At 67.9% G+C, this 26,252-nt stretch carries 26 protein-coding genes and 1 pseudogene; 9 read left to right on the forward strand and 18 right to left on the reverse strand.

From position 1 onward, the window contains the following. Positions 1-17: 17 nt before the first annotated feature. The 4 genes from FHU38_RS14580 to FHU38_RS14595 form a co-directional block, all read right to left on the reverse strand. A complete protein-coding gene (locus FHU38_RS14580) occupies positions 18-692 on the reverse strand; it encodes a MadR family response regulator transcription factor (protein ID WP_167171576.1) in 675 nt (224 codons plus the stop codon). Further along, a complete protein-coding gene (locus tag FHU38_RS14585; protein WP_167171579.1) occupies positions 689-2,062 on the reverse strand; it encodes a MadS family sensor histidine kinase in 1,374 nt (457 codons plus the stop codon). Before FHU38_RS14585 ends, FHU38_RS14580 begins: the two co-directional genes overlap by 4 nt. A gap of 11 nt (positions 2,063-2,073) precedes the next feature. Continuing rightward, positions 2,074-3,396, reverse strand: a complete 1,323-nt coding sequence (locus FHU38_RS14590; protein WP_167171582.1) for an iron-containing alcohol dehydrogenase — start codon at positions 3,394-3,396, stop codon at positions 2,074-2,076. Positions 3,397-3,552: 156 nt separating this feature from the next. Continuing rightward, complete coding sequence (locus FHU38_RS14595; protein WP_167165479.1) at positions 3,553-3,732, reverse strand: type II toxin-antitoxin system VapC family toxin; 180 nt, start codon at positions 3,730-3,732, stop codon at positions 3,553-3,555. Between FHU38_RS14595 and FHU38_RS27410 the strand changes: the two are divergent. The 5 genes and pseudogenes from FHU38_RS27410 to FHU38_RS14620 form a co-directional block, all read left to right on the forward strand. After that, a pseudogene (locus FHU38_RS27410) lies at positions 3,729-4,023 on the forward strand (glyoxalase); the annotation flags it as partial. The gene FHU38_RS14595 and the pseudogene FHU38_RS27410 overlap by 4 nt on opposite strands. Before the next feature lie 435 nt (positions 4,024-4,458). Beyond that, the gene (locus FHU38_RS14605; RefSeq protein WP_313886781.1) at positions 4,459-5,508 is read left to right on the forward strand and encodes a C40 family peptidase; all 1,050 of its coding nucleotides are present in this window, start codon (positions 4,459-4,461) and stop codon (positions 5,506-5,508) included. A gap of 391 nt (positions 5,509-5,899) precedes the next feature. After that, on the forward strand, positions 5,900-6,175 hold the full coding sequence (locus tag FHU38_RS27415) for a hypothetical protein (protein ID WP_243852256.1): 276 nt from the start codon (positions 5,900-5,902) through the stop codon (positions 6,173-6,175). Between the two features lie 84 nt (positions 6,176-6,259). Continuing rightward, the gene (locus tag FHU38_RS14615; RefSeq protein ID WP_208415678.1) at positions 6,260-6,658 is read left to right on the forward strand and encodes a hypothetical protein; all 399 of its coding nucleotides are present in this window, start codon (positions 6,260-6,262) and stop codon (positions 6,656-6,658) included. A gap of 81 nt (positions 6,659-6,739) precedes the next feature. Beyond that, positions 6,740-7,330, forward strand: coding sequence for a DUF305 domain-containing protein (locus FHU38_RS14620; protein ID WP_167171589.1), 591 nt, complete (start codon positions 6,740-6,742; stop codon positions 7,328-7,330). A gap of 247 nt (positions 7,331-7,577) precedes the next feature. On the opposite strand, the gene FHU38_RS14625 is transcribed toward FHU38_RS14620, so the two are convergent. Next, positions 7,578-8,312, reverse strand: a complete 735-nt coding sequence (locus tag FHU38_RS14625) for a FadR/GntR family transcriptional regulator (RefSeq protein ID WP_313886782.1) — start codon at positions 8,310-8,312, stop codon at positions 7,578-7,580. A gap of 114 nt (positions 8,313-8,426) precedes the next feature. Between FHU38_RS14625 and FHU38_RS14630 the strand changes: the two genes are divergently transcribed. Together FHU38_RS14630 and FHU38_RS14635 are read left to right on the forward strand one after the other, a co-directional pair. Continuing rightward, positions 8,427-9,605 (forward strand): CaiB/BaiF CoA transferase family protein, encoded by a 1,179-nt coding sequence (locus FHU38_RS14630; protein ID WP_167171591.1) that lies wholly within the window; start codon positions 8,427-8,429, stop codon positions 9,603-9,605. Beyond that, a complete protein-coding gene (locus tag FHU38_RS14635; RefSeq protein WP_167171594.1) occupies positions 9,602-11,092 on the forward strand; it encodes a carboxyl transferase domain-containing protein in 1,491 nt (496 codons plus the stop codon). The genes FHU38_RS14630 and FHU38_RS14635 overlap by 4 nt, the downstream gene beginning before the upstream one ends. Before the next feature lie 49 nt (positions 11,093-11,141). Here FHU38_RS14635 and FHU38_RS14640 read toward each other — a convergent pair whose 3' ends face one another. The 6 genes from FHU38_RS14640 to FHU38_RS14665 all read right to left on the reverse strand — a co-directional run bounded on the left by FHU38_RS14640 (position 11,142) and on the right by FHU38_RS14665 (position 16,230). Continuing rightward, positions 11,142-11,825 carry an HAD family hydrolase gene (locus FHU38_RS14640; RefSeq protein WP_313886783.1) on the reverse strand — a complete coding sequence of 228 codons (684 nt, stop codon included), beginning with the start codon at positions 11,823-11,825 and terminating at the stop codon, positions 11,142-11,144. Between the two features lie 23 nt (positions 11,826-11,848). Then, positions 11,849-13,225: a TRAP transporter large permease gene (locus FHU38_RS14645; RefSeq protein ID WP_167171599.1), complete on the reverse strand. Its 1,377-nt coding sequence runs from the start codon at positions 13,223-13,225 to the stop codon at positions 11,849-11,851. Continuing rightward, entirely contained in the window at positions 13,222-13,893 is a 672-nt protein-coding gene (locus FHU38_RS14650) for a TRAP transporter small permease (protein WP_167171602.1), read from the reverse strand. The genes FHU38_RS14645 and FHU38_RS14650 overlap by 4 nt, the downstream gene beginning before the upstream one ends. 76 nt (positions 13,894-13,969) lie before the next feature. Then, complete coding sequence (dctP, locus tag FHU38_RS14655) at positions 13,970-15,040, reverse strand: TRAP transporter substrate-binding protein DctP (protein WP_167171605.1); 1,071 nt, start codon at positions 15,038-15,040, stop codon at positions 13,970-13,972. A gap of 268 nt (positions 15,041-15,308) precedes the next feature. Then, positions 15,309-15,503, reverse strand: a complete 195-nt coding sequence (locus FHU38_RS14660) for a hypothetical protein (protein WP_167171608.1) — start codon at positions 15,501-15,503, stop codon at positions 15,309-15,311. Between the two features lie 148 nt (positions 15,504-15,651). After that, positions 15,652-16,230, reverse strand: a complete 579-nt coding sequence (locus tag FHU38_RS14665) for a helix-turn-helix domain-containing protein (RefSeq protein WP_167171611.1) — start codon at positions 16,228-16,230, stop codon at positions 15,652-15,654. 65 nt (positions 16,231-16,295) lie between these two features. On the opposite strand from FHU38_RS14665, the gene FHU38_RS14670 reads away from it, so the two are divergent. Together FHU38_RS14670 and FHU38_RS14675 are read left to right on the forward strand one after the other, a co-directional pair. After that, positions 16,296-16,934, forward strand: coding sequence for an SAM-dependent methyltransferase (locus tag FHU38_RS14670; RefSeq protein ID WP_167171613.1), 639 nt, complete (start codon positions 16,296-16,298; stop codon positions 16,932-16,934). A gap of 41 nt (positions 16,935-16,975) precedes the next feature. After that, complete coding sequence (locus FHU38_RS14675) at positions 16,976-17,470, forward strand: DinB family protein (RefSeq protein WP_167171616.1); 495 nt, start codon at positions 16,976-16,978, stop codon at positions 17,468-17,470. A gap of 77 nt (positions 17,471-17,547) precedes the next feature. Here the strand turns inward: FHU38_RS14675 and FHU38_RS14680 are convergent, their stop codons facing one another. From FHU38_RS14680 to tkt, 7 genes are all read right to left on the reverse strand, one after another. Continuing rightward, entirely contained in the window at positions 17,548-19,083 is a 1,536-nt protein-coding gene (locus FHU38_RS14680; RefSeq protein WP_167171619.1) for a sodium:solute symporter family protein, read from the reverse strand. 3 nt (positions 19,084-19,086) lie between these two features. After that, positions 19,087-19,389, reverse strand: a complete 303-nt coding sequence (locus FHU38_RS14685) for a hypothetical protein (RefSeq protein WP_167171623.1) — start codon at positions 19,387-19,389, stop codon at positions 19,087-19,089. Positions 19,390-19,726: 337 nt separating this feature from the next. Further along, positions 19,727-20,215 carry an SRPBCC family protein gene (locus FHU38_RS14690; protein WP_167171626.1) on the reverse strand — a complete coding sequence of 163 codons (489 nt, stop codon included), beginning with the start codon at positions 20,213-20,215 and terminating at the stop codon, positions 19,727-19,729. Positions 20,216-20,568: 353 nt separating this feature from the next. Beyond that, positions 20,569-21,957 (reverse strand): ATP-dependent 6-phosphofructokinase, encoded by a 1,389-nt coding sequence (locus FHU38_RS14695; protein ID WP_167171629.1) that lies wholly within the window; start codon positions 21,955-21,957, stop codon positions 20,569-20,571. Between the two features lie 92 nt (positions 21,958-22,049). Beyond that, the gene (gene glpX / locus FHU38_RS14700) at positions 22,050-23,018 is read right to left on the reverse strand and encodes a class II fructose-bisphosphatase (RefSeq protein ID WP_167171632.1); all 969 of its coding nucleotides are present in this window, start codon (positions 23,016-23,018) and stop codon (positions 22,050-22,052) included. Between the two features lie 85 nt (positions 23,019-23,103). After that, positions 23,104-23,691, reverse strand: a complete 588-nt coding sequence (gene hxlB, locus FHU38_RS14705) for a 6-phospho-3-hexuloisomerase (RefSeq protein ID WP_208415679.1) — start codon at positions 23,689-23,691, stop codon at positions 23,104-23,106. A gap of 410 nt (positions 23,692-24,101) precedes the next feature. Continuing rightward, positions 24,102-26,207 carry a transketolase gene (gene tkt, locus FHU38_RS14710; protein ID WP_208415680.1) on the reverse strand — a complete coding sequence of 702 codons (2,106 nt, stop codon included), beginning with the start codon at positions 26,205-26,207 and terminating at the stop codon, positions 24,102-24,104. Positions 26,208-26,252 lie beyond the last annotated feature (45 nt).

A 26,252-nucleotide genomic window follows, 5' to 3' on the forward strand; every position in this document is an offset into this window, starting at 1 on the left:
GGCGGGCCGGCCCGTACTCAGATCAGTCCCAGCTTGCTCGCTTCGAAGACGGCCTCCGTCCGGCTGGACGCATCCAGCTTGCGCATGATGTTGCGGACGTGGAACTTCGCCGTCGTCTCGGAGATGAACAACCTGCCCCCGATGTCCTTGTTGGACAGCCCGTGCGCGAGCAGCTCCAGCACGCCGCGTTCCCGTTCGGTGAGTGGTGGGTCGGCCGGAACCGTCCTGATCGAGCGCACCATGGCCGAGGCCGAGCGGGAATCGAAGGCGCTCTCGTCGCGTGCCACGGCACGGATCGAGGAAAGCAGCCCGCTGGTGTCCACATCCTTGATGACGTAGCCGCGAGCACCGCGGTGGATGGCTTCGACGACAAGGGCGTCGTCGAGGAACGTCGTCAGCACCAGCACGCCCAGTTCCGGAAACCGGGTTGTCAGCTCGGTACACACGTCGAGTCCCTCGGTCTCCGAGCCGGTGGACAGTTTCAGGTCCAGCAGCACGATGTCGGGACGACTGCGCTCCACCACCGCGCGCGCCTCGGCCGCACTGCTGGCCTCCCCGACCACACTCATGTCGTGCTCTCGATCCAGGATGAACCGCAGACCCTGCCGGACCACGGGGTGGTCGTCCACCAGAACGATCCTCAGTTCTCCTCGCTGCTGCGGCTGCACCGCGGCATCCGTCGCACCCTTCATCGACCACTCTCTCCCTCTGCCGCCACGGGAAGCGGCATCTCCACCACTAGCATGATCCCGCCGATCCGGGACTTGCGGATGGCAAGGCTGCCACCGAGTTGCTCCGCGCGTGCGCGCATGTTCGCGAGGCCGCGGTGGCAGCCCGCGAGGTCGGTGGCCGAAGTCAGCCGCAGGCTACGGCGAAGCTGGGCCGGATCGCCGTCGCCGTCGTCCGAAACGGACAGAACGAGCCGGTCGCCGCGGTAGCGCAACCGGACGAGCGCCCTGCTCGCGTTGGTGTGCATCGCCGTGTTGAACAGGGCCTCGCCGGTGATCCGGATGACCGCATGCTCGGCCTCACCCGGTAGCGGCACGGGATCCCCGGAAACGCGCACGGTCACGGTCAGGTCCGTCGGAAGGTGGACAGTGGACAGCCGCTTCAGCAGCGTGGGCAGCGAACCCGGGGATTCCTCAGCGGTGTTGTGCAGCGCGTAGATCGCGGCGCGGAGCCGCTCCACGGCATGCCGGGTGAGGTCCTTGGCATCGCAGAGCCGCCCGGCGATCCCGGCGAACGCGGGGCCCGCTTCGGCCAGCTCAGCGCGGCAGATCTCGATCGTCATCCCCGCCGACAGCACCTCCTGGGTGACGCTGTCGTGCAGTTCCCGCGCGATCCGGTGCCGCTCGTCGTCAAGTGCCTGCCGCTGCATCGCACCGATCAGCCGTTGCTGCGTGCTCTGCAACTCCGCGCTGCGCGCGGCGAGGTCCCGTGCCTGTTGCGCGGCTTCCTCGGAAAGCCGCTCGGTGCGGCCACGCAGCCGCATGGTCGCGTGCAGCAGGAACGAGTTGTGCAGCGCGACGGCGGCCTGGTTTGCGAGTACCCGAAGCACGGCCAGGTCGGTCTCGGCAGGCTCGATGTCGGGCCCCGGACGGCCGGCGATCCCACCGACGGGCTCCCCGTCCAGGGTCATCGCCACCCGCACCTCGTCGGCCACGGGACGCTCGGCCTCCCACGGCCGGGACCGCAGCACCTCCAGCGCGGCACGAGCGTGCGCCGGGATGGCATCCTCGTTGTCGAGTAACCGTCCTCGGGCCAGCAGCAGGAACCTCGGTCTTGCGGCGGGCAGCACGCCGTCGGCGATGGCGAACAGCAGCCAGTCTGCGTGCAGGTGGTCCGCGGCCGCCCGCACCACCGCCTCGACGAGCGCGCTCGGCCCCTCGGCGGTGCGAACGAGCGCGCGGGATATCCGGTCGAGCGCGCCGATGGCGCGTTCCAACCGTTGCGAGGAACGGACGTACTCGGGGTAGAACGACCGCTTGCCGGAGCGCACCCCGGTCAAAGCGCCGATGTATGCCGCACCTCGCCCGTTTCCCGCGCTCTGCGCCGATGTCACGACACCAGCCCCTACATCGCCCGCCGCAACAACGCCTCGATCTCGACGACGTCGGCCTCCCGCGGGTTGGTCGCCAGACACGCGTCCTTGAGCGTGTTACGCGCCAGTGTTGGAATGTCGGTCTCGCTCACGCCGAGCTTCGACAGCCCACGCGGTACCCCGACGGTGTCGGCGAGTTGCCGGACGTGAGCGGCCAACTCGTCGGCGACCTCGGCGCCGGGCCTGCCGTTGGCGGTGTCGATCCCGATCGCCGCGGCGAGTGGCACGTACCGCTGCGGCTCCACCGCCGCGTTGAACCGGATGGCGTGCGGCAACAGGACCCCGTTGAGTACGCCGTGCGGGATGTCGAGCAGCCCGCCGACCTGGTGGCTCATGGCGGGGTGGGTGATGCCGAGGATCGCGTTGGTGAAGGCCATCCCGGCCTGCAGCGCCGCCTGCGCCATCGCCGTGCGTGGCGCGGCCGCTCTCGGCCGTAGCATGGTCTCCAGCAGGTGTCCCGTGATGAGGCGGGCCGAGTGCAGCGCGTGCTGGTCGGTCAGCGGGTTGTGTGCCCGCGAGGTGAAGGACTCGATCGCGTGGGTCAGCGCGTCCAGCCCGGTCGCGGCGTTCAGCTCGTCCGGCATCGTGATCAGCAGTCGCGGGTCGATGATCGAGATGTCGGGCACCAGCGCCCTGCTGATGATCGTGATCTTGGTGTGTTCGGTGGTATCGGTGATCACGGCGAACTGCGACACGTCCGCGCCCGTTCCCGATGTCGACGGCGCCATGACCAGCGGAGGGATCGGCTGCACGACCCTGTCGACGCCCGCGTAGCCGAGGATCGTGCCGCCGTTGCCCGCCAGGATGGCCACCCCCTTCGCGGCGTCGATGCACGACCCTCCACCGACCGCGACGATCACGTCCGCGCCGCTGTCGATGTAGTGCTGGTAGGCGTCGGTGACCTCGTGGTCCTTGGGGTTGGGGGTGACGCCGTGCCAGGTCACCGGTGCCAGCCCGGCCAGGCGCAGGTGGCCCTGTGCCTCCGCCACCCAGCCTGCCTCGATGATGCCGGGGTCGGTGACCAGGAACGGCCGTCGCGCACCGACCCGCCGCGCCGCGTGCCCGAGTTCGGCCAGCGCGCCCGCGCCGAACACCACCTCGGGGATGTGGAACTTGGCGAGGTCGCAGGCCCGTGCTCCGCTGGTGGGGGTCGGCTCCTGCGGCCCGAGCAGTTCGTCGTCGGGTGCGACCAGTTCCCGCCTCGGCCCCTGCGTTCGGGCAGGCGCCGGTCTCGCGGCGAGCGCTAATCCGGTCGCGGCTCCCGGTGACCGTGGAAGGTCGGTCAGTCGTACCACAGGTGGCCCACCCCGCTTCCTCGCGTCGGCGCGCTCCAAGGTACCTCTCCCCTGCCCGGTCGGACACCGTTCGGCCCGGCGGCGGCCACCTACCCGATCGGGCAGGTCAAATGTCAAGAATTCTCGGCGGTACGGTGCCGGGCTGCCACGGATTGATCAATCGCACTCGGTGCCCGTGAAGTCCTCCACGTTACGCGTGGCCGGTGCCGTGGCGTGGCGGCGGCAGATCGCGGCGAGCTGCGCGTCAGCCGTGCTCATGGGCCGGCCCTCTCGCTGCCGACGCAGCACGATCTCGGCGTAGTGCTCAGCGGCGGCGTCGTCGAAGGGCAGCGGCAACCAGGCGGTTCGACAGCATCGTGCTGCTGCTGGGAGTGGCGGCGAGCAAGCAGTTCTACGTCGAAAGGGGGCTCACCGCGGCGAAGAGCTTCGGCCGCGTGTACGCCGAGTTCGCCACCGGTTCCAGCTCCGTCAAGCTCGCCCTGTACCGACGCCGTGCCCTGGCCAGGGACGCCGCGATGCCCACCGAGGGCACCGGATTCGCACCGCATCACCATCGGAGTGGCCACCGAGCCGTTCACCGACCCGGACCGGTTCGCGTGGGAACTCACCGGGGCAGGGGTGTCCTGATGTGCCGGACCGCATGCCCGGCACGGTCGCCGCGATCGCCCGCGACGAAGCGCAGCCACCAGCCAACGACCGAGGCCACACTCGCGCTCACCGAAACGCACCCCGCCGACATCACGACCATGGAGAGGACACCGCGATTAGCCGACGCAAGAACACCGCCTCCGAAGCATTTCACAGCCGAAGAACGTGCCGCCACGGATCCCGTTCGGACAGGACCGTCGAGCGGCTCGGGTACCGACCGGACCAGCGAGGTAGCTCAGCGGCGGCCAAGGCGTCCCGGTCGCGTCCTTGGCGATTCAGTTCATCACGTTTCTCCGATCTAGATTAGTACTAGGTTTCATAGTGGACAAGATCGGCGACGTTACTCTACCGTGACCGCGGACCGGCGGGGCGGTCCTGCGAGAGACGCCGACACCACAAGGAGATTCAGCACTCGTGACTGCGTACCCACGCCGCAGCGCCGCCACCAGGACCGCTGTAACCGCGATGGCGCTGACGATCGCCCTGGCCCCGTTTCAAGCCAGTGCTCAACCACAGGACGGCACGTCGGATGCCATGGAGCGCTACCAGGAACTCGGGGCGCAGGCAGCCGATGCCGAGGAAGACCTGTCCGAAGCCGAGGATGGGCTGGCACGCCGGCAGCAGGCACTGGACGAGGCCAATGCCGCGCTGGCCAAGGCAAATCGGGCACTGCGGCAGGCGCAGGACGCGGAGGCGGCGTTTCGGGACGAAGCCGACAACCTCGCCGCCGCCAGCCTTCGCAACGGCCGCATCGCGCGGTGGTCGGCGATACTGACCAACGAGTCCAGCCAGGAGTTCCTGGACAAGATGTCAGCGCTGGGCGTACTCGCCAACAACAACGCCGAGACCCTCAGCCGGCTCAGCGGCATCAGGGATCGGGCCGATGCCGCCCGAGCCGAAGCGGCGCAAGCAAGGCAACGAGCCCGAGCGGCCACAGCCGAGGCCGAACGTGCTGTGCGTGCCATCGAGGAACGTAAGGCCAAGTTGGACGCGCAGATCGAGCAGGTTCGGTCGGCGCTGGACGACCTCAGCTCCACCGAACGGGCCACGCTGGGGACGGTCCAGGACACCGGCAGTTACCTCGGCCCTCCCGGCGCGGCCAACGACGCACTACAGGCCGCGCTGTCCCGCCGTGGTTCCGAGTACGAGTGGGGCGCCACCGGACCGAACGAGTTCGACTGCTCAGGGCTCACCTCGTGGTCCTACGCGCAGGCGGGCATCACGATCCCCCGCACCAGCCGACAACAGTGGGGTGCGGGCAAACCTGTTTCGCTCGACGCGCTGCTGCCCGGCGACCTGCTGTTCTACGACGACGGGACTGGCGACCCCAGCGCCATCCACCACGTCGGGATGTATGTCGGTGAAGGCAAGATGGTCGACGCGCCGACGGAGGGGCAACTCGTCGATGTGCGGTCGATGGAGGGTGACGGGCACCTGAGCGGCGCCCGACGCATCGTCGGCTGACCACGATCGTCGCCGGCAGCCGGCGGTTCCTGCTCTTCGCACTGGCGATGATCGGGTCGTATGTGCTGTCGTTCCAGATCTACCTGGCGCTGCCGCTACAGGCACGAGCGATCATGGGCTCCGATTCGGGTAGCACCGCGCTGGTCACGTCGCTGTTCGTCGTGTCCGGTGCGGTCGCGATCGCAGGCCAGCTCAGGGTGACCGCGTGGCTCAGCAAGCGCTGGGGCACCGGGCGCAGCATCGTCGTCGGGATGACGCTGCTGTCCGTAGGGTTCGTGCCGCTGCTGCTGGTACCGGACGAGACCCCGTTCGGCTGGGTGGCGGCGGGCGCGGCAGTTCTGCTGTCTGCCGCCGTGCTCGCGCTCGGCACGGTCGCCGTGCCCCGTTCGAGATGGACACCGTCGTGCGGCTGGCTGACAACCACCTTGTCGCTACGCACTACGGCTTCTACAACACCGTGGTCGGCATCGGCATCATGTTGGGCGACCTCTTCACCGGCACCCTGTTCGACCTCGCACGTCAGGCCGGTCTGCCGCAGCTCCTGTGGGCCGGGTTGACCCTCATCGGAGCGGGCTGCGTGCTCGCGCTGCACCTGCTGCACCTGCTGCACCTGCTGCACCTGCTGCACCGTAGCCACAGGCTGGCCGCCGAGCCCGCCGTCGCGTAGGCGCGGATCCCCAGAGTTGTTGCCTCACAGCAGGCGGTTGAGGCACCAGCGGTACGGTCCCGGCATCTCGCTATCCTGATCGACGTGATGACCACGCGCAGCGAAGTGCCACAGTGGCTGCTGCTGTGCGTGCTCATTCTCGCGGTGCTCGGCATGCACAGCGTCATGTCGAACTCTCACGAAACCGCGACCAGCCAGACCCACGTGAGCGCGGGGATGGAAGGCGCAGCTCCGGCGAGTGTCATGGAGCCCCTTTCTGATCCGCTACCAGAGCAGGACAGTCACGCCCTGCTTAACCTCTGCCTTGCCGTACTCGCCGCCGGTGCGGTCTTCGTACTGGCCCGGTTGCTCGGCGGCAGGCTCGGCGCCTGGGGTGGCTCGGACGTAGTCTCACGCGCTCGCGACGCGCTCGACGTTCGAAGCCGTTTCCCCGGACCCGCCGGGCGAGGACTGCTCGCGGCCGTCTGCATTCTGCGCATCTAGACGATCACTCTTCGCATTGCTTCGGCTACGAAGAGTTCCCCAGATTCATTCGTCAGACGCAGAGCAGAAAGACACACACCGATGAAGAAGATCCTCATCGGGGCGGGCACGGCTGCCGTTCTCGCCCTCACCACAGCCTGCGGCGGCAACGGTGACACGCCCTCCGCCGACACGAACCCGGCCACCACGTCCGCCGCAACCGAGCAAAGTAGTCACAACGACAGCGACATCATGTTCGCCCAGCAGATGATCCCGCACCACGAGCAAGCGGTGGACATGGCCGAACTGGCCCTTCGCCACGCCACCGACCCGGTGGTGAAGGACCTCGCCAAGCGGATCAAGGGCGCCCAGGATCCCGAGATTCAACAGCTGGCGGGCATGCTGCGGAAGTGGGGCGCTCCAGGGGAGTCCGACATGCCGGGGATGGACCACGGCTCGATGTCCGAGCCCGGGACGATGTCCGACCAGGAAATGGAGCAGCTGGAGCAGGCCAGCGGCTCCGAGTTCGACGTCATGTGGACGCGGATGATGATTCGGCATCACCAGGGCGCGGTCGAGATGGCCAAGACGGAGCTGCGCGAGGGCAGTGACGCCGAGGCCAAGGCGCTCGCCCGGCGCATCGTCGACGCTCAGGAGGCGGAGATCCGCGAGATGACGGGCCTCCTACCGTAGTGACCGGTCCTCGGGCGGGGGCGAGTCTCCCGCTTCGCCCCCGCCCGAGCGCGCGATTCCTTACGGTGCTGCCTGGTTTCGGGCGCACCCGGTTGGGAATCGACGACGCCCCATATCAGTCCGGTGACCACCGCGAATGGCGGTCAAGAAGGCCGATCGAATCGCGCCACTCACACAGTGGACGGCCGCCCGTGATCGCGGGAAAGGGCATGCTGCCTGCGGATCCCGCACCAACCGGCAGGGTCGATCAGTCCCCGTCTCGCAGGATCGCGACGTCGCTTACCAGGCGGATGTGCTCACCCATCGCCTCGGCGGCACCGGCGGCGTCGCCGGCACGGATCGCCTCGGCGATCCTGCGGTGGCTGGCCAGCGACTGCCGCGGCCGGTCCGGCTGCGACAACGACTCGATCCGGCTCTCCTTGATGGCCGAAGAGATCTCCGTCATCAGGTCGGCCAGCAGAGCCGACCTGGCCGCCGCTGTCACCGCCCTGTGGAACCGCTCGTCACCCTCCAAGCCACGGTCCCCGCGCTCCACATCGGCCTCCATCCGCTCCAGGGCTTTGTCGATGGCGACCAGATCGTCCTCGGTGCGACGCTGCGCGGCCAGCGCGGCCAGTTTGACCTCGAGCGCCTCGCGAGCCTCGATCACCTCTTGCAGGCGACGGGTGTGGGCCTTGGCCGCGGACAGCACCGTCGAGGTGGAACGGTTCTCCAGCAGCACGGCACCCTCGCCCTGCCGAACCTCGACCAGGCCCTGTACCTCGAGCACGACCAGCGCCTGCCGAACCGACGCTCGGCTGACGCCGAGGCTGGAGGCGAGTTCCCGCTCCGGCGGCAGCCGCTGTCCTGGCTGAAGGTCGAGCTCGTCCACGAGCGCGAGCAGGCGCTCCACGAGCTGCTCGTACAACCGGGACCGCTGCACGGGACGCAGTGCTCGCGCTCTCGGCTCCGGCGCTGCTTCGTCCCTGTCCTCCTTTACCACCGGGCTCCCTTCGGACAGGCGGCCCGCGAGAGGGCGCTCACCACGTTCTTGACAGCCATCCTATAGGAGGCTCATTGTGCAAGTGGCTAAGCCACTAGACCAAAGGCGGGCATCATGATGCTGTCGGATGTCACCGTTCTCGACCTCACCCGCGCCCTCGCGGGCCCCCATGCCGCGATGATGTTCGGAGACCTCGGTGCACGGGTAATCAAGGTGGAGACGCCGGTGACCGGGGACGACACGAGGTGGTGGGGGCCGCCGTTCGTCGGCGAGGGATCGAGGCGCGAATCGACGTACTTCCTGTCCTGCAACCGGAACAAAGAGTCGGTGACCGCCGAGCTCAAGAGCAAGGAAGGCAAGGACTTCTTGCGACGTCTCGTGGCCCGCTCCGACGTCCTGATGGAGAACTTCCGTCCGGGGGTCCTCGACCGGCTTGGCTTCCCGGTCGAGAAGCTGCATGAGCTCAATCCCGGTCTCGTCATCATGTCGATCACCGGTTTCGGCCATGACGGACCCGAAGGAGGCCGGGCGGGGTACGACCAGATCGCCCAGGGCGAGGCCGGGCTGATGAGTATGACGGGACCGGACCCGTCGGTGCCGACCAAGGTCGGCGCTCCCATCGGTGACGTGCTGGCGGGGATGTACGGCGCGTTCGGCGTTCTCGCGGCGTTGCACGAACGTCGTCGAACCGGCCGAGGGCGGGTCGTCCGCACCAGCCTGCTCGCCGCCCTCGTGGGCGTGCACGCGTTCCAGGGAACCCGCTACACGGTGGCTGGTGAGGTTGCTCGAGGTATGGGCAACCACCACACCTCGATCGCGCCCTACGGCCTGTTCCGCACCGCCGACGCCCCGGTGCAGGTGGCGGTGGGCAGCGAGGCGTTGTGGCACGCCTTCGCACCGCTGGTGGGCCTGGACGTCGACGACGAGCGGTTCGCGGCCAACGAGCAGCGAGTGGCCAACCGGGCCGAGTTGACCGTCGAGATCGAACGCGTCTTCGCCGCGCACGGTGCCGAGTTCTGGCTAGCCCGGCTCGCCGAAGCTGGGGTTCCCGCCGGCAAGGTCCGCACGCTCGACGAAGTGTTCAGCTGGGAACAGACCCTCTCCCAAGGACTGCTGATCGACGTGGAACACCCCACCGCGGGGCCGATCCGGCTTCCCGGCCCGCCGTTGCGCTTCGACGACAACACGCATGCCGGTGACCGCGAGAAACACCTGCCGCCACCGCTGCTCGGCGAGCATGACCGCAGCGTCAGGCAGTGGCTGGACGAACTCGAAGCCGGGGAGCGATCGTGAGTAGGGGGCCAGGCGCGCGGGAGTTGCTCGATCTCGTGCTCGACGCGGGAACCTTCTTCTCCTGGGACGAGCCGCCGGTGGACCCGCCCATGGCGGCCTCCTATGCGGAGGAACTCGCGGCGGCCCGGCATCGGACAGGCCTCGACGAGGCGGTGCTTACCGGCGAGGGCGAGATCGGCGGACGTCGCGTGGCGGTGATGGTGAGTGAGTTCTCCTTTCTGGCCGGTTCCATCGGCGTAGCGGCCGCTGACCGGCTGGTTCGAGCCACCGAACGCGCGACAGCGGAGGGTCTGCCCCTGTTGGCCGCCCCGGTGTCCGGCGGGACACGGATGCAGGAGGGAACGGCCGCCTTCGTGCAGATGGCGCGGATCACGGCCGCGGTCGCCGCCCACAAGGCGGCAGGTCATCCTTACCTCGTGTACCTGCGGCACCCTACGACGGGTGGCGTCTTCGCGTCCTGGGGGTCGCTCGGTCACGTCACCGTCGCGCAGCCGGGCGCGCTCGTGGGTTTCCTCGGACCGCGGGTGTACGAGAGCCTCTACGGCCGGGAGTTCCCCGAGGGCGTGCAGACCGCGGAGAACCTCTACGCGCACGGCCTCGTGGACGGGATCGTCGAGCCGGAACGGATCGCCGAGCTGCTGGGACGAGCCCTCGACGTGCTGTGCGCGGATCGTCGCTTCGAGGCAGAGCCCGCCGCGCCAGAGCGGCTGCCGCTGCCGGATGTGGACGCCTGGGAGTCCATCACGCGGTCGCGGCGGCCGGACCGCCCTGGCGTGCGGCGCCTCCTGCACTACGCGGCGGACGACGTCTTGCCGCTCAACGGGACAGGTGAGGGTGAGCGCGATCCTGGGCTGTTGCTGGCGTTCGCGCGATTCGGCGAGGCTCGCTGCGTCTTCCTTGGACAGGACCGGCGCGGCCAGACCGAGGACACACCCCTGGGCCCCGGTGCCCTCCGCGAAGCGCGGCGCGGGATGCGGCTGGCCGCCGAACTCGACCTGCCTCTGGTCACGGTCATCGACACAGCGGGTGCCGCGCTATCCGTCGACGCCGAGCAGGGCGGTATCGCAGGGGAGATAGCTCGTTCACTCGCTGACCTGACGATGCTCGAAGCGCCGACGGTGACTCTCCTACTCGGCCAGGGCACCGGAGGCGGGGCCCTCGCGCTACTACCCGGCGACCGCGTGATCGCGGCACAGCACAGCTGGTTGGCACCACTGCCACCGGAAGGTGCCAGCGCGATCGTTCACCGCGACACCGATCACGCGCCACAGCTGGCGCGGGCGCAGGGCGTGCGATCGGTGGACCTGCTCGCGGCCGGGATCGTGGACCGTGTCGTACCCGAATATCCCGACGCGGCCGACGAGCCCGAGGAGTTCTGCCTGCGGGTTGGCCGCGTACTCCGCGAAGAACTCGGCGCACTCGCGCACGAGGACCCCGCCTCGCGGCTGCGTAGCAGGCTGCTGCGCTACCGCGGGCTCGGTCGGTGAAGGACATCGCCAGGCAACCGGGCCGCGACCCACGGCACCTCTGCCCGGCTCACCCACCGCACCGCGAACGCTCGACGAGCGCGGGGACATCCGCCAGCCCGTCCGCCACAAGGCGGGGCGTCGGTCCCCCGGGATCCAGGTGATGGCCCGGTCGGCGCAGCCGCACCACCGGGACTCCCGCTTCGAGAGCGCCGCGGACGTCTCGTGCCGAGGTCGCCACGTGGACCATCGGCCCAAGGGCAGCTCGTGCTCGCAGGTAGATCCGCGGATCGGGTTTGTAGGCACGGAGTCTCTCCGAGGTCAGCACCAGGCCTGGCTCGATGTACCGGGCTGCCACGGTTCGGCGGAACAGGTGGTCGTCTACGTTGGACAGCAGACCGATTCGGTGCCGCTCACCCAGCACCGGCATCGTCTCGGCCACGTCCTCCCACAGCGGCCACTCGGGTAGTGAGGTGAGCACCCGCTCCAGGTCATCGCGGGCATCACCCTCCAGCCCCAGCGCCGCGTAGGTGCGGGCGAGCGCCTCCCTGGCAAGGGTGGCGTAGGGGACCCACCGGGTGCAGGCCCGCTGTGCGGCCTTGTTGCGCCGGTCCCACTCGTCGTACACCTCATGCCCGGTTCTCGGCCAGCCGCGGGCCGCACCGATGCCGCCGAGCGCCGTGGCTCCCCCTGACCTGGCGTCGATCAGCGCACTGAACAGGTCGAAGGTCACGACCGGCAGTTGGCCCTGCACCCGCATCCTTTGGTCGCGGCGAATCAGAACAGCAGTCCCGGTAGCCACGTCACGAGGCTCGGGAAGACCGAAAGCAACACGATGCCCACCGCGAGCACCACGACGTAGGGCAGGGCGCCGACCAGGATCTCCTTGATCGGCACATCGGGAGCGATCCCCTTCAAGACATAGAGGTTCAACCCCACCGGAGGCGTGATGAGACCCATCTCCATGTTCAGCGTCATGATGATGCCGAACCAGATCGGGTCGAACCCGAGACCGACGATCAGCGGCAACAGCACTGGCGTCACCATCACGATGATCGACACCGGTGGCAGGAACAGGCCCATGACCAGGAGCAGGATGTTGATCACCAGCATGACCAACCACCGATTGACCTCCAGCTCGGTGACCAGCATCGCCAGCTCCTGAGGCACACTCAGGAAGCTCAGGACGGTGGCGATCACCGCGGAGAAGGCCGTGATGAGCAGGATCATCGTGCTCTGATTGGTCGTCTCGAGCAGCACCCGCAGGAACTGCCGACCTTTCAGTTGCCGGTACACCAACGCGATGAGGACGAAGACGAGGACGACGCCTACCGCCGCTGCCTCGCTCGGCGTCGCGATTCCCGCGTACAGCACGCCGAGGATCGCGACGATGAGCGCGAGGAACGGGAAGGTGCGCAGCAACGCGCGGAACCGCTCACCCCAGGTGTACTCGGGCGTCACGTAACCGCCCTGGACGCCGGTGTCCGAGGGACCGGCCGACGCCTGCCCTGCCGCGACCGGTGCTCTCGCTTCCCGCTGCGAGGAACGCGCCTCGGCACTGACCGCGATGAAGATCCAGACGACGAAGAGGATCGTCACCAGAATGCCGGGGACGATCCCGGCCGCGAACAACTGGCCGATGGAGACCTCGGCCGCGATGCCGTAGAGGATCAGCGTCACGCTCGGGGGGATCAGAATCCCGAGGGTTCCTCCGGCCGCGATGGCGCCCGCCGCCACCCGTGCCGAGTATCCGCGAGCCTGCATCTCCGGAACCGCGACGCGGCCGATCGCCGCCGCCGTCGCGGGGCTCGACCCGGTGAGCGCGGCGAACACGGCGCAAGCCAGCACGCTGCTCATGCCGAGGCCCCCCCTGATCCGGTTCAGCCACGCCTCCCCCGCCGCGAACAGTTGCCTACTGGCCGCCGACCCGCCGAAGAGGTTGCCCATGAGCACGAAGAGCGGGATCGCCAGCAGCCCGAAGTCGTTCGTGGAATCGAAGAGCAGCTTCCCGAACAACTCGAACTCGTCCGGGTCCAGGAAGAGCAGGATGGAGATGATGGCCGTAAGCCCAAGGGCGAAGGCGATCGGCATACCCGTCAGGAAGAGAACGAGACCGATCGCGCCGATGATCGCACCGGTCGTCAATGAGTTCACGAGCGGCCGTGCCTTTCGTCCGCGGGAAGTGGTTCGGCAGGTGGGGTGGCGGCGGTTCCTGCCGCGTCCACAGCAGTGTCCATATCGGAGGATGCGACCTCGATCGCCGATGCCAGTTCGGCGTTTCCCTGTCCGAGGAGGGCGGCGTGTTCGGTTTCGGACCGGCTGGAGAGCAGGGTTCGCAGTCCGTCGACGATGAACGCCATGAGCTGGAAGGCGACAAGCAGCATGCCGAGCGGCAAGATCGCATAGACAACCGAGAGCGGAGCGCGCAGGGCCGTCGGTGACCGGTAGTCGCCCTCCACCGCCTCCCACCACGTGTCGAACGAAGTCCAGATCACCGCCACGACGACCAGGAGCACGAGCAGCGACGTCACGATGCGCACGACGAGCCGGTTACGGACCCGCAGTCGCCCGACGAGCAGGTCCACTCCCACGTGAGCGTGGTGCTTGAGTCCGTACGCCGCGCCGACGAAAGTCACGAAGATGAGCAGGTAGATGCTGACTTCGGTCTGCCACACCGTCGGCTGCCCGAACAGGTAGCGCGACAGCACTCCGTGCACCATGGCGACCGTCGCCATGACCAGTGCCAGGCCGCTCAGGTAGCCCGCGACCTCCGACAACGCGTTGGCCCACCGGAAGCTCAGCAGATATTTGAGCAGGCGCATGACGCTCTCCGAATTCGATGTCGTTACCGCGACAGCACGGTGGGCCCTCCCGCGCGGGGAGGGCCCACCGGGGAAATCACTTCCCGGATGCCTGCTTCGCGAGATCCAGGAGTTCCTTACCGTTCGGCGCGGAACTCGCGAAGGCGTTCCACTGCTTGCGCGCCAGCTGGCGCCACTCGTCGAACGCGGCGTCATCCATGGTCACGACCTCGACGCCGGCATCGGAGAACACCTTCGCGACCCGTTGGTCATCTTCCTCCGATGCGGAGTAGGCGAAGTCCTGCAACTCCTGGCCGACCGATGTCAGCGTGTCCTGCTGCTGCTTGCACAGCCCGTCGAAAGCCTCGGTGCTGATGATGAGCGGCTCGAACATGAACCAGAAGGTGTTCTCCGTCGGCGAGGTGAACGACTTGACCTGCTCCTGCAGGTTGTAGGAGGCGAATGAGCCGGTCGAGGTGACCGCGGCGTCCAGCACCCCCGTCTGCATCGCGGTGTAGATCTCGTTCGACGGAAGGCTCGAGATGCCCGCACCCGCGTCCTCGAGCATCCGTTCCACGTAGCTGCCCGCGGCACGCATGGTCATGCCTGGCTTGACGTCGCCCGGCGAGACGACAGGTTGCCCCTTGGTACCGACCGCCCCCGCGTTCCACACCCAGGTGAGCACCTTCGAGCCGTTCTCCTCCATCACCTTCTCGAGACGCTTGCCGATCTCGGCGTCCTGCCAGGCCTGTGCCTCTTCGTGGTTACGGACCATCGCCGGCATGAGCGTGATGCTGAAGTCGGGGTGGCGACCCGAGGCGTAGTCCAACGGAAACACCGACAGGTCGACGGAACCCTGCTGCATGGCGTCGTACTGCTCGGTCGACTTCACCAGGGAGCTGTTGGGGAAGATCTTGACTTCGACCTGGTCGTCGGTCTGCTCGGCCACCTTGTCGGCGAACCGCTGAGCGAGCTCGGCACGGAAGTCACTGCCTTCCTCGCCGGTCGCGGCGGGCCACTGGTGTGACAGGCGAAGCGTGGTGCTTTCGCAGTCGCCGGAGGCGGCGGCGTCACCACCGCCGTCTCCGCCGCCGCAGCCAGCGAGCACCAGGACAGGCACGAGTGCCATGGCGACGACACCGGCGGGGCGGCTTCGCAGCTTCTTCATGCTTCATCTCCTTTGCCGAGACGGACCGGCTCCCCGTCCCGTGAGTGGCATAGTGGCTCAGCCAGTGGACGCTGAGTGTTACCCAGCTCTCATCTCGTGGTCAAGCAGCTTTGTCGCGGCTGCGGGAACGGCGGGCGCTCCGTTACCACAATGTGATCTCGCGCAGGTCCGGCCAGACACCGTCGTCCTTGATGGGCTTGACCTTGTCAGTGGCGCACGAGCACCCCGATCACGAACTCCGGACTGGAGCACTCATCCTGCGCGATGATCACGAGCGGCCGCTGCCCCGAAGGAAGTCGATGTCCTCGAAGGACTCGTCCTGCTCCGCAGCGCGGCGGCTGCCTGTCACGGGCACCGCCGCCGGAGCGTCGGCGGGTGACTGGTCCCCGAACAGCCGCTGGTAGACCTCTGCCTGGCTGCGATTTTCCGCCGCCGCGTTGTCGATGACCTCGATACGGCGCAACGACTGTGCCGCTCACTCCCTCATCAGGCGCCCCCTCGGGCCGGATGGTGGGCAGGAGCTTCTGGAAGTCCGCGAGCACTCGGTCAAGCTGCTCCGGCAGCGGTCCGGTGAAGCGCTCACCGCTGGTCGCGACGCACGCCCGCCGAGCTCACCGCCGGTCGGCGTGGATGTGTGTGCGGACTCCCTGCGGGTCGAACAGGATGAGTAGCTCGACCACGCCACCGTCCGCGCTGCCCAACCAGTGCGGGGAGGACGTGTCGAATTCGGCCGCCTCACCCGGTGGCAATATCAGGTCGCGCTCGCCGAGGACCAGCCGCAGGTTTCCGTTGAGCACGTACAGCCATTCGAAGCCGTCGTGGGTCTGCCGGGTCGGTTCGAGCGGTCCGGTTCGAGCGGGAATGATCATTTTGAACGCCTGCACCCCGCCGGGCCGCCGGGACAGCGGCACGAACGTCATCCCGAACCTGCGGATCGGTGTGAGGTGGATACGGGGGTCGCCGGTGCGCGGGGCACCCACGAGGTCGTCCAGTGGAACGTCGTAGGTGCGAGCCAGCGGCAGCAGAAGTTCCAGGGTCGCGCGGCGCTGCCCGCTCTCCAGCCGGGACAGGGTGCTTTCCGACACGCCGGTTCTCGTCGCGAGGTCGGCGAGGGTGATACCGCGGTGACGACGAAGCGCGCGCAGTCGCGGCCCCACTCCGTCGAGCACCTCGTCCGTGTCGCGGTCCATGCAGACACCTTGCCAGAACCGCAAGATTGCGTGCCAGATTGGTGTGCGCCGGAGAAGCTGATCCCATGAGAGCACAACCGAACTCCTCCGACGCGGTCATGTTCTGGGACGGCGTTTACGCGTCCCGACCAGCGACCACCGGTCCTCGGCCGAACGTCCGACTCACCGAGATCGTCACCGGGATGTCGCCTGGCGACGCCTTGGACCTCGGCTGCGGCGACGGCGGCGACGCCCTGTGGCTAGCCCACCAGGGGTGGCACGTCACCGCAATCGACATCTCGGCCGTGGCGGTCGAGCGGCTCGCCGGCCTCGCGGACACACACGGGTTCGCCGACCGGATCGCCGCCGTGCGGCACGATCTGACCGATGCCTTGCCGCGCGGCGGGTTCGACCTGATCTGCGCCCACTACCTGCACACCCCCTTCGACCTGAACCGGGCGGCCGTGCTGCGCTCGGCCGCGCACGCGTTGCGCCCGGGCGGGCGGCTGCTGGTCGTCGACCACGGCTCGACAGCGCCGTGGTCGTGGAACCAGGACCCAGCTGTCCGGTACCCGAGCCCGAGGGAAGTCGCCGAGGACATCGGCCTGGACGCGGCGGCATGGGAGATCGAGCGGGCCGACACGCCCCGCAGGATCGCGACCGGACCAGGCGGGCGAACCGCCGAGGTCACCGACCACGTCCTGCTCATCCGCCGCACCGCCTGAACCAGCGGGCATGCCCGCCACAGCCGTAGGAAGGAGCCACCGTGCCCACCACAACACACCGCGATCGCCGCCGTGACACCCCACCGCCCAGCACCCGCAGCAGCGAAACCGAGGTCCTACGCGGATTCCTGGACTACCTTCGGGCCTCGATCGCCGCGAAGGTCCACGGCGCACCCGAACCGCGGGTCCGCACGGCCGCGGTGCCGTCCGGCACGAACCTACTCGGCCTGCTCAACCATCTGACCTTCGTCGAGCGCTCGATCTTCCTCGGCGAGGACGTCATCGACTGGCAGGCGACCTTCCATGTCGCACCAACGGACAGCGTCGCCGACGTCCTCTCTCGCTACCGGGAGGCCGTCCAGCGCGCCAACGAGGTACTCGACGGCCGCACCGACCTCGCCGCACCGGTCACTCGGCCACCGCGTCGCGCTCCGAGCGTCCGCTGGGCACTCACCCACATGATCGAGGAGACCGGCAGGCACGCGGGACACGCCGACATCCTGCGCGAGCTCATCGACGGCGCGACCGGGCGCTGACTCCACCGATTCCGCCCAGCAACAGCCGCAACCGCCTGGTGTCTCGGCACTGGATCGATGTCGATCAGGGCCCGGTCCTAGTCCGCTCCGGCCGCGTCGAGCGGAGGCCGCGTCGTTGCCGTCGTGGTCTCGGAGGGCTCCTCGCCGGAGCGCTCCGGCCGTGGCGGCACGAGCAGCGAGCCGACGACGCAGATCGCGAGGTTCAGTACGAGCCCGACGATGCCGCCGTGCACGCCGAACACCGACTCCTCGCCGAGTACCGTCATGCCGCCCGCCAGTGCGGCGCCCGCCAGCATGCCCCAGAAGGCGGGCCCGGCCGCCATGCGCCGCCAGTACATGCCGAGCACGAAGACAGGTGCCAGCTGGATGAGCAGTTCCATCTTCAGCACGAACACCTCCACCAGCGTGGCGGGCGGGTTCCACGCCAGCAGCAGCAGGCCGGCAACCGCGACCACGCCAGCGACCTTGCCGACGGCGACCTGGCGCTGTTCGCTCGCCCTCGGCCGCAGGTACCGGCCGTAGAGATCGCGCGAGATGATCGAGGAAAAGCTGAGCAACGCGGAGTCCGCCGTGGACACGATCGCGGCGACGACCCCGCCGAAAAGCAGGATCATGGCCACGTAGAACACGATGTTCAGCGAGCCGACCTCGTTGGCGATCATGCCGACGAGCCGCTCGGAGTCCGCTTCGGACAGATTCGGGAAGAGCCGGATGCCCAGCATGCCGATGCAGAACACGACACCGGCGGTGATGAACGGCATCCACACCATTCGCTTGAGCGAGCGTTTGAGCGTGCGTTCGCTGCGCGCCGAGTAGATCCGCTGGATGGCGTGCGGGTACAGGGCGATGCCGATGCCAACGAGCAGGATCATCGAGAACCAGTTCACCGACGTTTCCAGCGGTGGAACGGCGATGGCGTCGGGCTCGTTCTCCGCGAGGTACCGGGTCAGGTCGCCCACCGAGCCGCCAGCGAGGTAGAGCGCGCCCACGAGCAGCACAAGGATGCCGATCAGCAGTGCGATGCCCTGCATCACGTCGGTCAGCGCCACCGCGCGCATGCCGCCCAGCCAGGAGTAGGCGAGCATGACGACGACGAACACCGCCACGCCGAGCTGGTACGGCACCGTGTCGCCGGTCAGTCCCGCGATCGCGTGGCCCATGGCGATGAGCTGTTCCAGCACGTAGTTCGCCAACGCCCACAGCATGAGAAACGTGGCCATCAACGTGACCGGTGTCGACCGGAAGCGGAACCGGACCCAGTCGGTCGGCGTGATGAAGGAGTGCTTCTTCGCCAGCACGTACAGCCGGGGCGCGAAGAGCATGTACCCGGCGATGATGGCCGTGAAGAACGTGACCGACTGCCACCACACGAAGCCCTCGCGGTAGGCCTGCGGCGCGTAGCCGACCACCGTGTTGCCGCTGTACTGCGTGGCATACAGGGTGAAGAACAGCACCAGCATGCCGAGGTTGCCCCCGGCGAGGTAATAGCTCTTCATGCTCTCCTGGGTGCCGGGCCGCTTGCGGCCCACAACGAACCCGATGCCCAGCATGATCACGGCGTAACCGAGCAGCACGGTGATGCCCGCCGCGCCGCCGAAGGCCAGTCCGTCCACGGCTCAGTGCCCCCGTTCCTCGTCGACCGGACCCGTGTCGGCGGCCGCCGCCTCCTCCTCGTCCTCGACCATGTTCCAGTGGGCGGAGATCACCCAGGTCAGGTAGCCGCACAGCAGTATCGACGAGCCGATCGCGACGATCGTCCACAGCGGCAGCCCGAGCACCACGGGCTCGATCACGCCCGCAGGCAGATACCAAGGGATGCCCAGCAGCAAAATCACGATCAGCCCGGCCCATATCCACGGCTTTCTGATCGGCTCGCGAAGTGGTCGCGACGGTGGCGAAGGCTGCTGACCTGCGGGCATGGCGACCTCCGAACGGCTGGGTTCCGCGGTCGCGGGGAGTCTAAGGAGGAGGTCGCCGTACCGAAAGCCCTTTCCCGGCTCACGGCATAACCGGTGGGCGATTCACCCCGGTGGCCGAGCGGCCTGACTCCACAAAGCTGATCCGTTTGAGGTCGTGCACACGGTGAGTAACCGTCGTGTCATGCGGTGTCGCTCCACGCAGGAGTTGCCGGCCCGGTCGGCCGAATCGTCGGGAACGCGAACGGCCTCGGTCCGGAAATCCCCTCTCCCGGTTCTCGGCTGTGCACGCGCGTCGTGGTCGACCGCCTCCGACTCCGCGCTCTGGCGCTGTCGAGCGTCAGCGCGCCGTGGTGTCCCGCGCCTCCTGCTCGGCGTACTCCTTGAGCGCGGCGAGCGTGGCCTCGATGTTGCGCTGGTTGTGCGCGTCGCGGTCGCGGATGCCGAGCAGGAGGCTGTTGACCGCGAGCACGAGGATCCGCGGTGTCAGCCTCCGGGTACTCTCTGTGACACGGCAGCCGGAGCCGGTCGGCTCGATCTCGTATCGCCACAGTGCCGATGGCATGCCCATGATCTGAACGCGGAAGGCGAATCGCCTGCCGGGCTCGGCCTCCGTCACGACGCAGGTGGTGGCCCAGCGCCGCGAACGGTGCTGGTTGACGCCGCGGAACTTCGCGCCCACGGCCGGTCCGGGGGCCCCGCCGAGCCAACGACAGCGGTCGATCTCGGCGGCCCAGCGGCCCTGGCCAGGCACATCGGACACCAGGCGGTAAACCAGCTCAGGTGGCGCGGCGATCTCCACGGAACTTTGCGCGGTCGGCTGGGGCATCGGGTGTCCTTCCTCGGCGAATGGCTACTCGCGGGTACCACCGTGCCAGCGACCGGCACGCCGCGGAAGAGATGCGCGTCACCGGCCGGCCCGGTCGAAGGTGGTAGCGGGCCTGCCGCCGGCCGGTGTCGACGCGTCGATCAAACGGGGCTTCGGTCCCGCCAGCAGCGGTAGGGAGCTCGGTCGTTCGGCGGCGCGGCAGGCCGACCAGATGGTATCCGACGAGCCGCCCGCGTCCGCGTTGAGCCGGCCGGAGTCACCACCCGTGGCGAGTCGGCAGCACCGGTCGTTGCCTCGACAACTGACCTGCCGTGGCCGATACCCCGAAGCGCAACCTGGTCTCGGCAGGCGAATCAGGCCGAGAACGCAGCGGGCCGGACAGCTTCACGGCCCGCTGCGGTACCGAACTGGGCCGGCTGGCAGGTGGTTTCGAGTACGGACATCCACAGGTCGCCGTCCGGGTCAACCTGGTTGCGACGGCTGGTCATCAGTGACAACGGGACGTGCACGAAACGTCGCCGCCAGCGTGCGACGGCGACTTCGGTGCGACCCGCCATGGCGGCGTGCACCGCGGCATGGGCTAGCCGTAGGCAGTACACGGCATCGTAGGCGTTGGCGGCGATGCTCCGGATCGCGTAGCTCGGGTCGAGGTAGCGCATCGTGGGTGCAAGGCCGACCGCGGTCAGGTGGGCGTTGATGGCCTCCTTGAGAAACTCCCCGATATTGCCGAGCTTGACGTTGCCCGAGGCGTCGGTACCGCGACCGTTGTGTTGAGGCAGGCCGTGCTTCTCGATGAGGTCTTGACCGGCGCCCTCTGCGACGACGATGACCACGAAGCCCTTGGCCCGCACGTGCTTCTCGACGTGCGCAAGCAGGCCGTCCGGTCCCCCCAGGGCGAACGGAATCTCCGGGACCAGCACGATGTCGGCGCCATTGGCCGCCAACGCGGCATAGCTGGCTATGAACCCGGAGTGCCGACCCATCAACTTCACGATCCCGACGCCGTTCGGGCTGGCCGCGGCCTCAACGGAAACCGAGGAGATGAAATCGGTGGCCCGCGCGAACGCGCTTTGAAACCCGAACGACTGATCGGTGAACGGCAGGTCGTTGTCGATCGTCTTCGGCACCCCGACGACCGCGATGTCGAGCCCGCGCGCCTTGATAGCGTCGCTGAGGAAGGTAGCGGCGCGCATTCCCCCGTCGCCACCGATGACGAACATGATGTCGACACCGCGCATAACGAGGCTGTCGACCATTTCGTCGGCGTCCTGGCCGCCGCGCGAGCTGCCCAAGATGGTGCCGCCGACGTTGTGGATATCGCGAACACGATCAAACGTCAGTTCGACGGTGTCATTACGGTGTTCGGCGGTCAGTCCCTTGAGACCATTCCGGAACCCCAGAATCCGCTTCACCCGGTAATGCACGGTGAGTTCTTGGACGAGACCGCGAATGACGTTATTGAGGCCAGGGCACAACCCCCCGCAGGTGACGATGCCGGCGGTGACGCGATCGGGGTCGAAATAGATCTTCCTGCGGGGCCCTGCGGCTTCGAAGCTCGGCACCCGACCGGGCGGAAGGTCGTGCTCGGCAAGCATGGAAACGGTGTCCTCGAGCAGGACACGGTCGCCTTCCGAAACGTAATGGGGGGAGGTCTGCTTGGTGGAGAGCATCTCGGAGAACGGCGAATCGTAACGGCACTCACCGAGGCGGCGAACGCGGAGGTCGTCCAGGTACAGCGTCACCGAATCTCCTTGATCGTGATCAGTGCTGATGTCCCTCGGGGATGGGTCCCGTGGAGAACCGGTCCTCGCACGGAAGAACGAAGTCCGGGAAGCTATCCGAAGGTTGTGTGTGTTATGTACCGAATCTCGCCCCTGGAGATCAGCAGCGATTCGGCAGTTGTCATGCCTGCGCACTCGCGTGGACGTCCGAGAAGGGATCCGCCGCTGATGCCGGTGGCAACGAAGAAGGCATCGCCGGAGACGAGCTCGGCACAGTTGTAGACGCGGCCGAGGGACATGCCCGCCGCGCGGATGGCGTCCGCCTCCGCGGCACGTTGCGGGGCCAGCCGCCCAAGCATGCCGCCGCCCAACGCACCGACCGCCGCGGCGGTCATCACGCCTTCGGGCGTGCCACCGACTCCGAGGAGCAGGTCGACGTCGAGTGTCGGCAGTAGCACCGCGAGACTCCCCCCGACATCGCCTCCGGCCGGAGTTTGCACGGCCGCACCAGCCTGCAGCACGCGTGTGATCAGCTCCTTGTGCCGCGGCTTGTCCATGATGACGACGCGGAGCTCGCTGACCTTCTTACCGAGAGCCTTGGCGACGTTGACCAAGGTGCGCTCAGGAGGGTCGTCGAGGTCGATGACGTCCCTGGCTTGCGGAGGTACCACTATCTTGTCCATGTAGAACCCGGGCCCAGGCGACCACAAGGTTCCTGGCTCGCCGAAGGCGATCGTGGCCAGGGCACCGGGCAGATCCTTCGCGCAGAACGAGGTCCCCTCGAGGGGGTCGACGGCTATGTCGAAGTCCGGCCCGTTCCCGTTGCCCACGATTTCACCGTTGAACAGCATCGGGGCGTCATCCTTTTCCCCCTCCCCGATGACGACTGTTCCTCGACCGGGCGCCTCGGCCAATGCCTCGCGCATCGCCTTGGTGGCCGCCGCGTCGGCGGCTTCTTGATCGTATCGCCCCACCCAGGCATAGCTGGCCACCGCGGCGCTGCGGGTAGCGGCCAGCGCAACTGCCTCCAAGGTGTGGATATCGACGCAAGTCCGCGGTGCGACCTCACTGTGAAACTGCATCTCGGGCTCCTCTTCGTGTCCGTCGCATCAGGACAGAACTAACGACACCTGCACGATCGTTGCCGCCGCGGAGAATTCACAGTGGCTACTCGAGGTTCGCGTGAAGGCGCCACAGCTCGCGGGCCTGGGTCCCGCTTGTCTTCCACAGCGTGTGGAACAGCGCGTCGGTCGTCACGAGGACGGACTGCTCGAACAGGCTGCCGGCATACTGCACGGAGGTGTTCCCGTCGAAGTCCTGCTTGTCCGCGGCCGGGATGATGAGTACCTCGGTCGCGGCTTTGGCCAGCGCCGAGTCCGCCGCGGTGGTCAGCGCGACCACATCGGCGCCCTGGTCACGTGCGGTCTGCGCCGCCCGCACCACCCGGGTCGTCGACCCCGAACCCGAAGCCGCCACCAGGACGTCGCGCGGTCCGATGGCCGGAGCTGTCGTCTCGCCGACGACGTGAGTGGGGAGTCCAAGGTGCATGAACCGCATCGCGGCCATCTGCAGCGCAAGCCCGCTGCGCCCGGTGCCGATGGTGAACACTGCCTGTGCCTTGAGCAACAGCTCGCCAGCACGAATCCAGGCTGGAGAGTGCACCCCCGCACTCACCCTGTCCACCTCTCCGACAACGGCGCGCGTCGCGTCGGAGAAATAACTGACATCAAGCTTCTTCGAAATCGACTGAGTCAACGAGATCTTCCTCCATTCGCGAGCGGATGGCATTCGTTGTCCGATGTGGCCAGGAAAGCCATCCGCGTGGATCTTCGTAGCCCGCTCCGTGCATCGTGCCCGTTGACAGAGCGCCTGCATCAGCAGGTGTCCCCATAGACCAGGAGCGCGGACGGCTACTTGTTCCAAATGATCGTCCGCCAGCGTGGTGGCCAGCAAGGCTTACGACATTGCCAAACGCTATCCCGTAATTGGGATGGCGAATATTGACCGAGGAATTGGAGCTTGAGCTCACCAGCCGGAAAGAAGGAAGCGGCCCCGGCATGTCGCCGGGGCCGCTTCGTGCAGGCGCTCGATTCACATATCCGCCAGCCCTCGGTGTCGATGTTGGGGCTGGTCGGATACACCTCCTGCCGCCTGCGAGGCGGGCATCAACTCGGCCGTACGGAGTGCACGCTCCTTCGTGCCGCTTCGACCACGGCCTCGGTGGTGATGCCGAATTGGCTGAACAAGGTCCTGAAGTCCGCCGAGGCGCCGAAATGCTCCAACGAAACGATCTCGCCGCCGTCGCCGGCGAACCGGTGCCACGGCTGCGCCGTACCCGCCTCGACTATCACCCGGGCCCGCACCGAAGGGGGAATTACCCGTTCCCGGTAGGACTGGTCCTGGCGGTCGAACCACTCCACGCACGGCATCGACACGACCCGAGTGGCAACGCCTTCGGACTCGAGGACCTTCCTGGCCTCCACCGCAAGCTGGACCTCGGAACCGGTCCCGACCAGTATCACCTCGGGGCTGCCCGAGGACGCCTCGGCGAGTACGTAGCCGCCGCGAGCCACCCCGTCCGCCGAGGTGCCCTCCAGGATCGGCACGTCCTGCCGGGTAAGCGCAAGCCCTGCGGGCCCGCCGGTGTCCTCCAGTACAGCTTTCCAAGCGTGCGCGGTCTCGTTCGCGTCGGCCGGGCGTACCACTGACATTCCTGGAATGGCGCGCAGCGAGGCCAGGTGTTCGACGGGCTGGTGGGTCGGGCCGTCCTCGCCGAGGCCGATCGAGTCATGTGTCCACACGTAGATGACCGGCAACCGCATCAGCGCGGCCAGGCGTACCGCCGGGCGCATGTAGTCGCTGAAGACGAGGAAGGTGCCACCGTACGGGCGGGTTCCGCCGTGCAGTGCGATGCCGTTGAGGATCGAACCCATCGCGTGCTCGCGGATGCCGAAGTGCAGCGTGCGCCCGTAAGGATTGGCCCGCCAGGCGTTGGTGGAGATCTCGGCCGGGCCGAAGGAGTCCGCACCCTTGATGGTGGTGTTGTTACTTTCGGCCAGGTCCGCGGACCCGCCCCACAGCTCGGGCAGCACCTCGCCGAGCTTGGCCAGCACCGCGGCCGACGCCTTGCGGGTGGCGACTCCCTTGACATCGGGCTCCCAGGCGGGCAGGTCGCCGACCCAGCCTGCCGGCAGCGCGCGCGTGCTGATCCGGTCCAGCAGCGCCTTGCGCTCCGGGTTGCTCCTCGCCCAGGCGTCGAACTCGAGTTGCCACTTCTCGCGGTCGGCCCTCCCGCGTTCGGCCACCTCGCGAGCATGGCGCAGGACCTCGTCGTCGACCTGGAAACTCTGCTCCGGGTCCAAGCCCACGGCGCGCTTGACCGCCTCGAGTTCGTCGGTGCCCAGCGCGGCCCCGTGCACCTTGCCGGTGTTCATCTTCGTCGGCGCCGGATAGCCGATCACGGTGCGCAGCACGATCAGGCTCGGGTGGGCGGTCTCGGCCTTGGCCTGCTCGATCGCGTCAAGGAAGCCGGCCACGTCCTCACCACCGTGGACCGTGACGACATGCCAGCCATACGACTCGTAGCGCTTGGCGGTGTCCTCGGACAGCGCGATCCGCGTGTCGTCCTCGATGGAGATCTCGTTGCTGTCATAGATCACCGTGAGGTTGCCGAGCTGCTGGGTTCCTGCCAGCGACGAAGCCTCGGACGTGACTCCTTCCTCGATGTCTCCGTCCGAGGCGATCACGTAGATCTGGTGGTCGAACACGCTCCTGCCCGGCTCGGCGTCCGGGTCGAGCAGGCCACGCTCGCGCCGGGCCGCCATGGCCATGCCAACCGCGTTGGCCAGGCCCTGGCCCAGCGGGCCGGTGGTGGTCTCCACGCCCTTGGTGTGCCCGTACTCCGGGTGACCAGGGGTCAGCGAACCCCACTTGCGCAGCGCCTTAAGGTCGTCGAGTTCCAGGCCGTAGCCGGACAGGAACAGCTGGATGTACAGGGTGAGGCTGGAATGCCCGGCGGAGAGCACGAACCGGTCCCGGCCGATCCACTCCGCATCGCCGGGGTCGTGCCGCATGACGCGCTGGAACAGCGCGTAGGCGGCAGGCGCGAGGCTCATGGCCGTGCCGGGGTGTCCGCTCCCGCAGTGCTCGACCGCGTCCGCGGCCAGCACGCGGGCAGTGTCCACCGCGCGCTGGTCCAGCTCGGTCCAGTCTTCGGGGACTCGCTTGGTGGTCAAGCGAACCACCTCGTCAGTTGATTCTTTTGCTGCCATGGGCGCGCACTCCTGATGGTTTCCTTTTTCGCGAGTTTCGCCGGG

The sequence above is a fragment of the Saccharomonospora amisosensis genome, from assembly GCF_011761185.1.
In the GTDB taxonomy this organism is placed as follows: Bacteria; Actinomycetota; Actinomycetes; order Mycobacteriales; family Pseudonocardiaceae; genus Saccharomonospora_A; species Saccharomonospora_A amisosensis.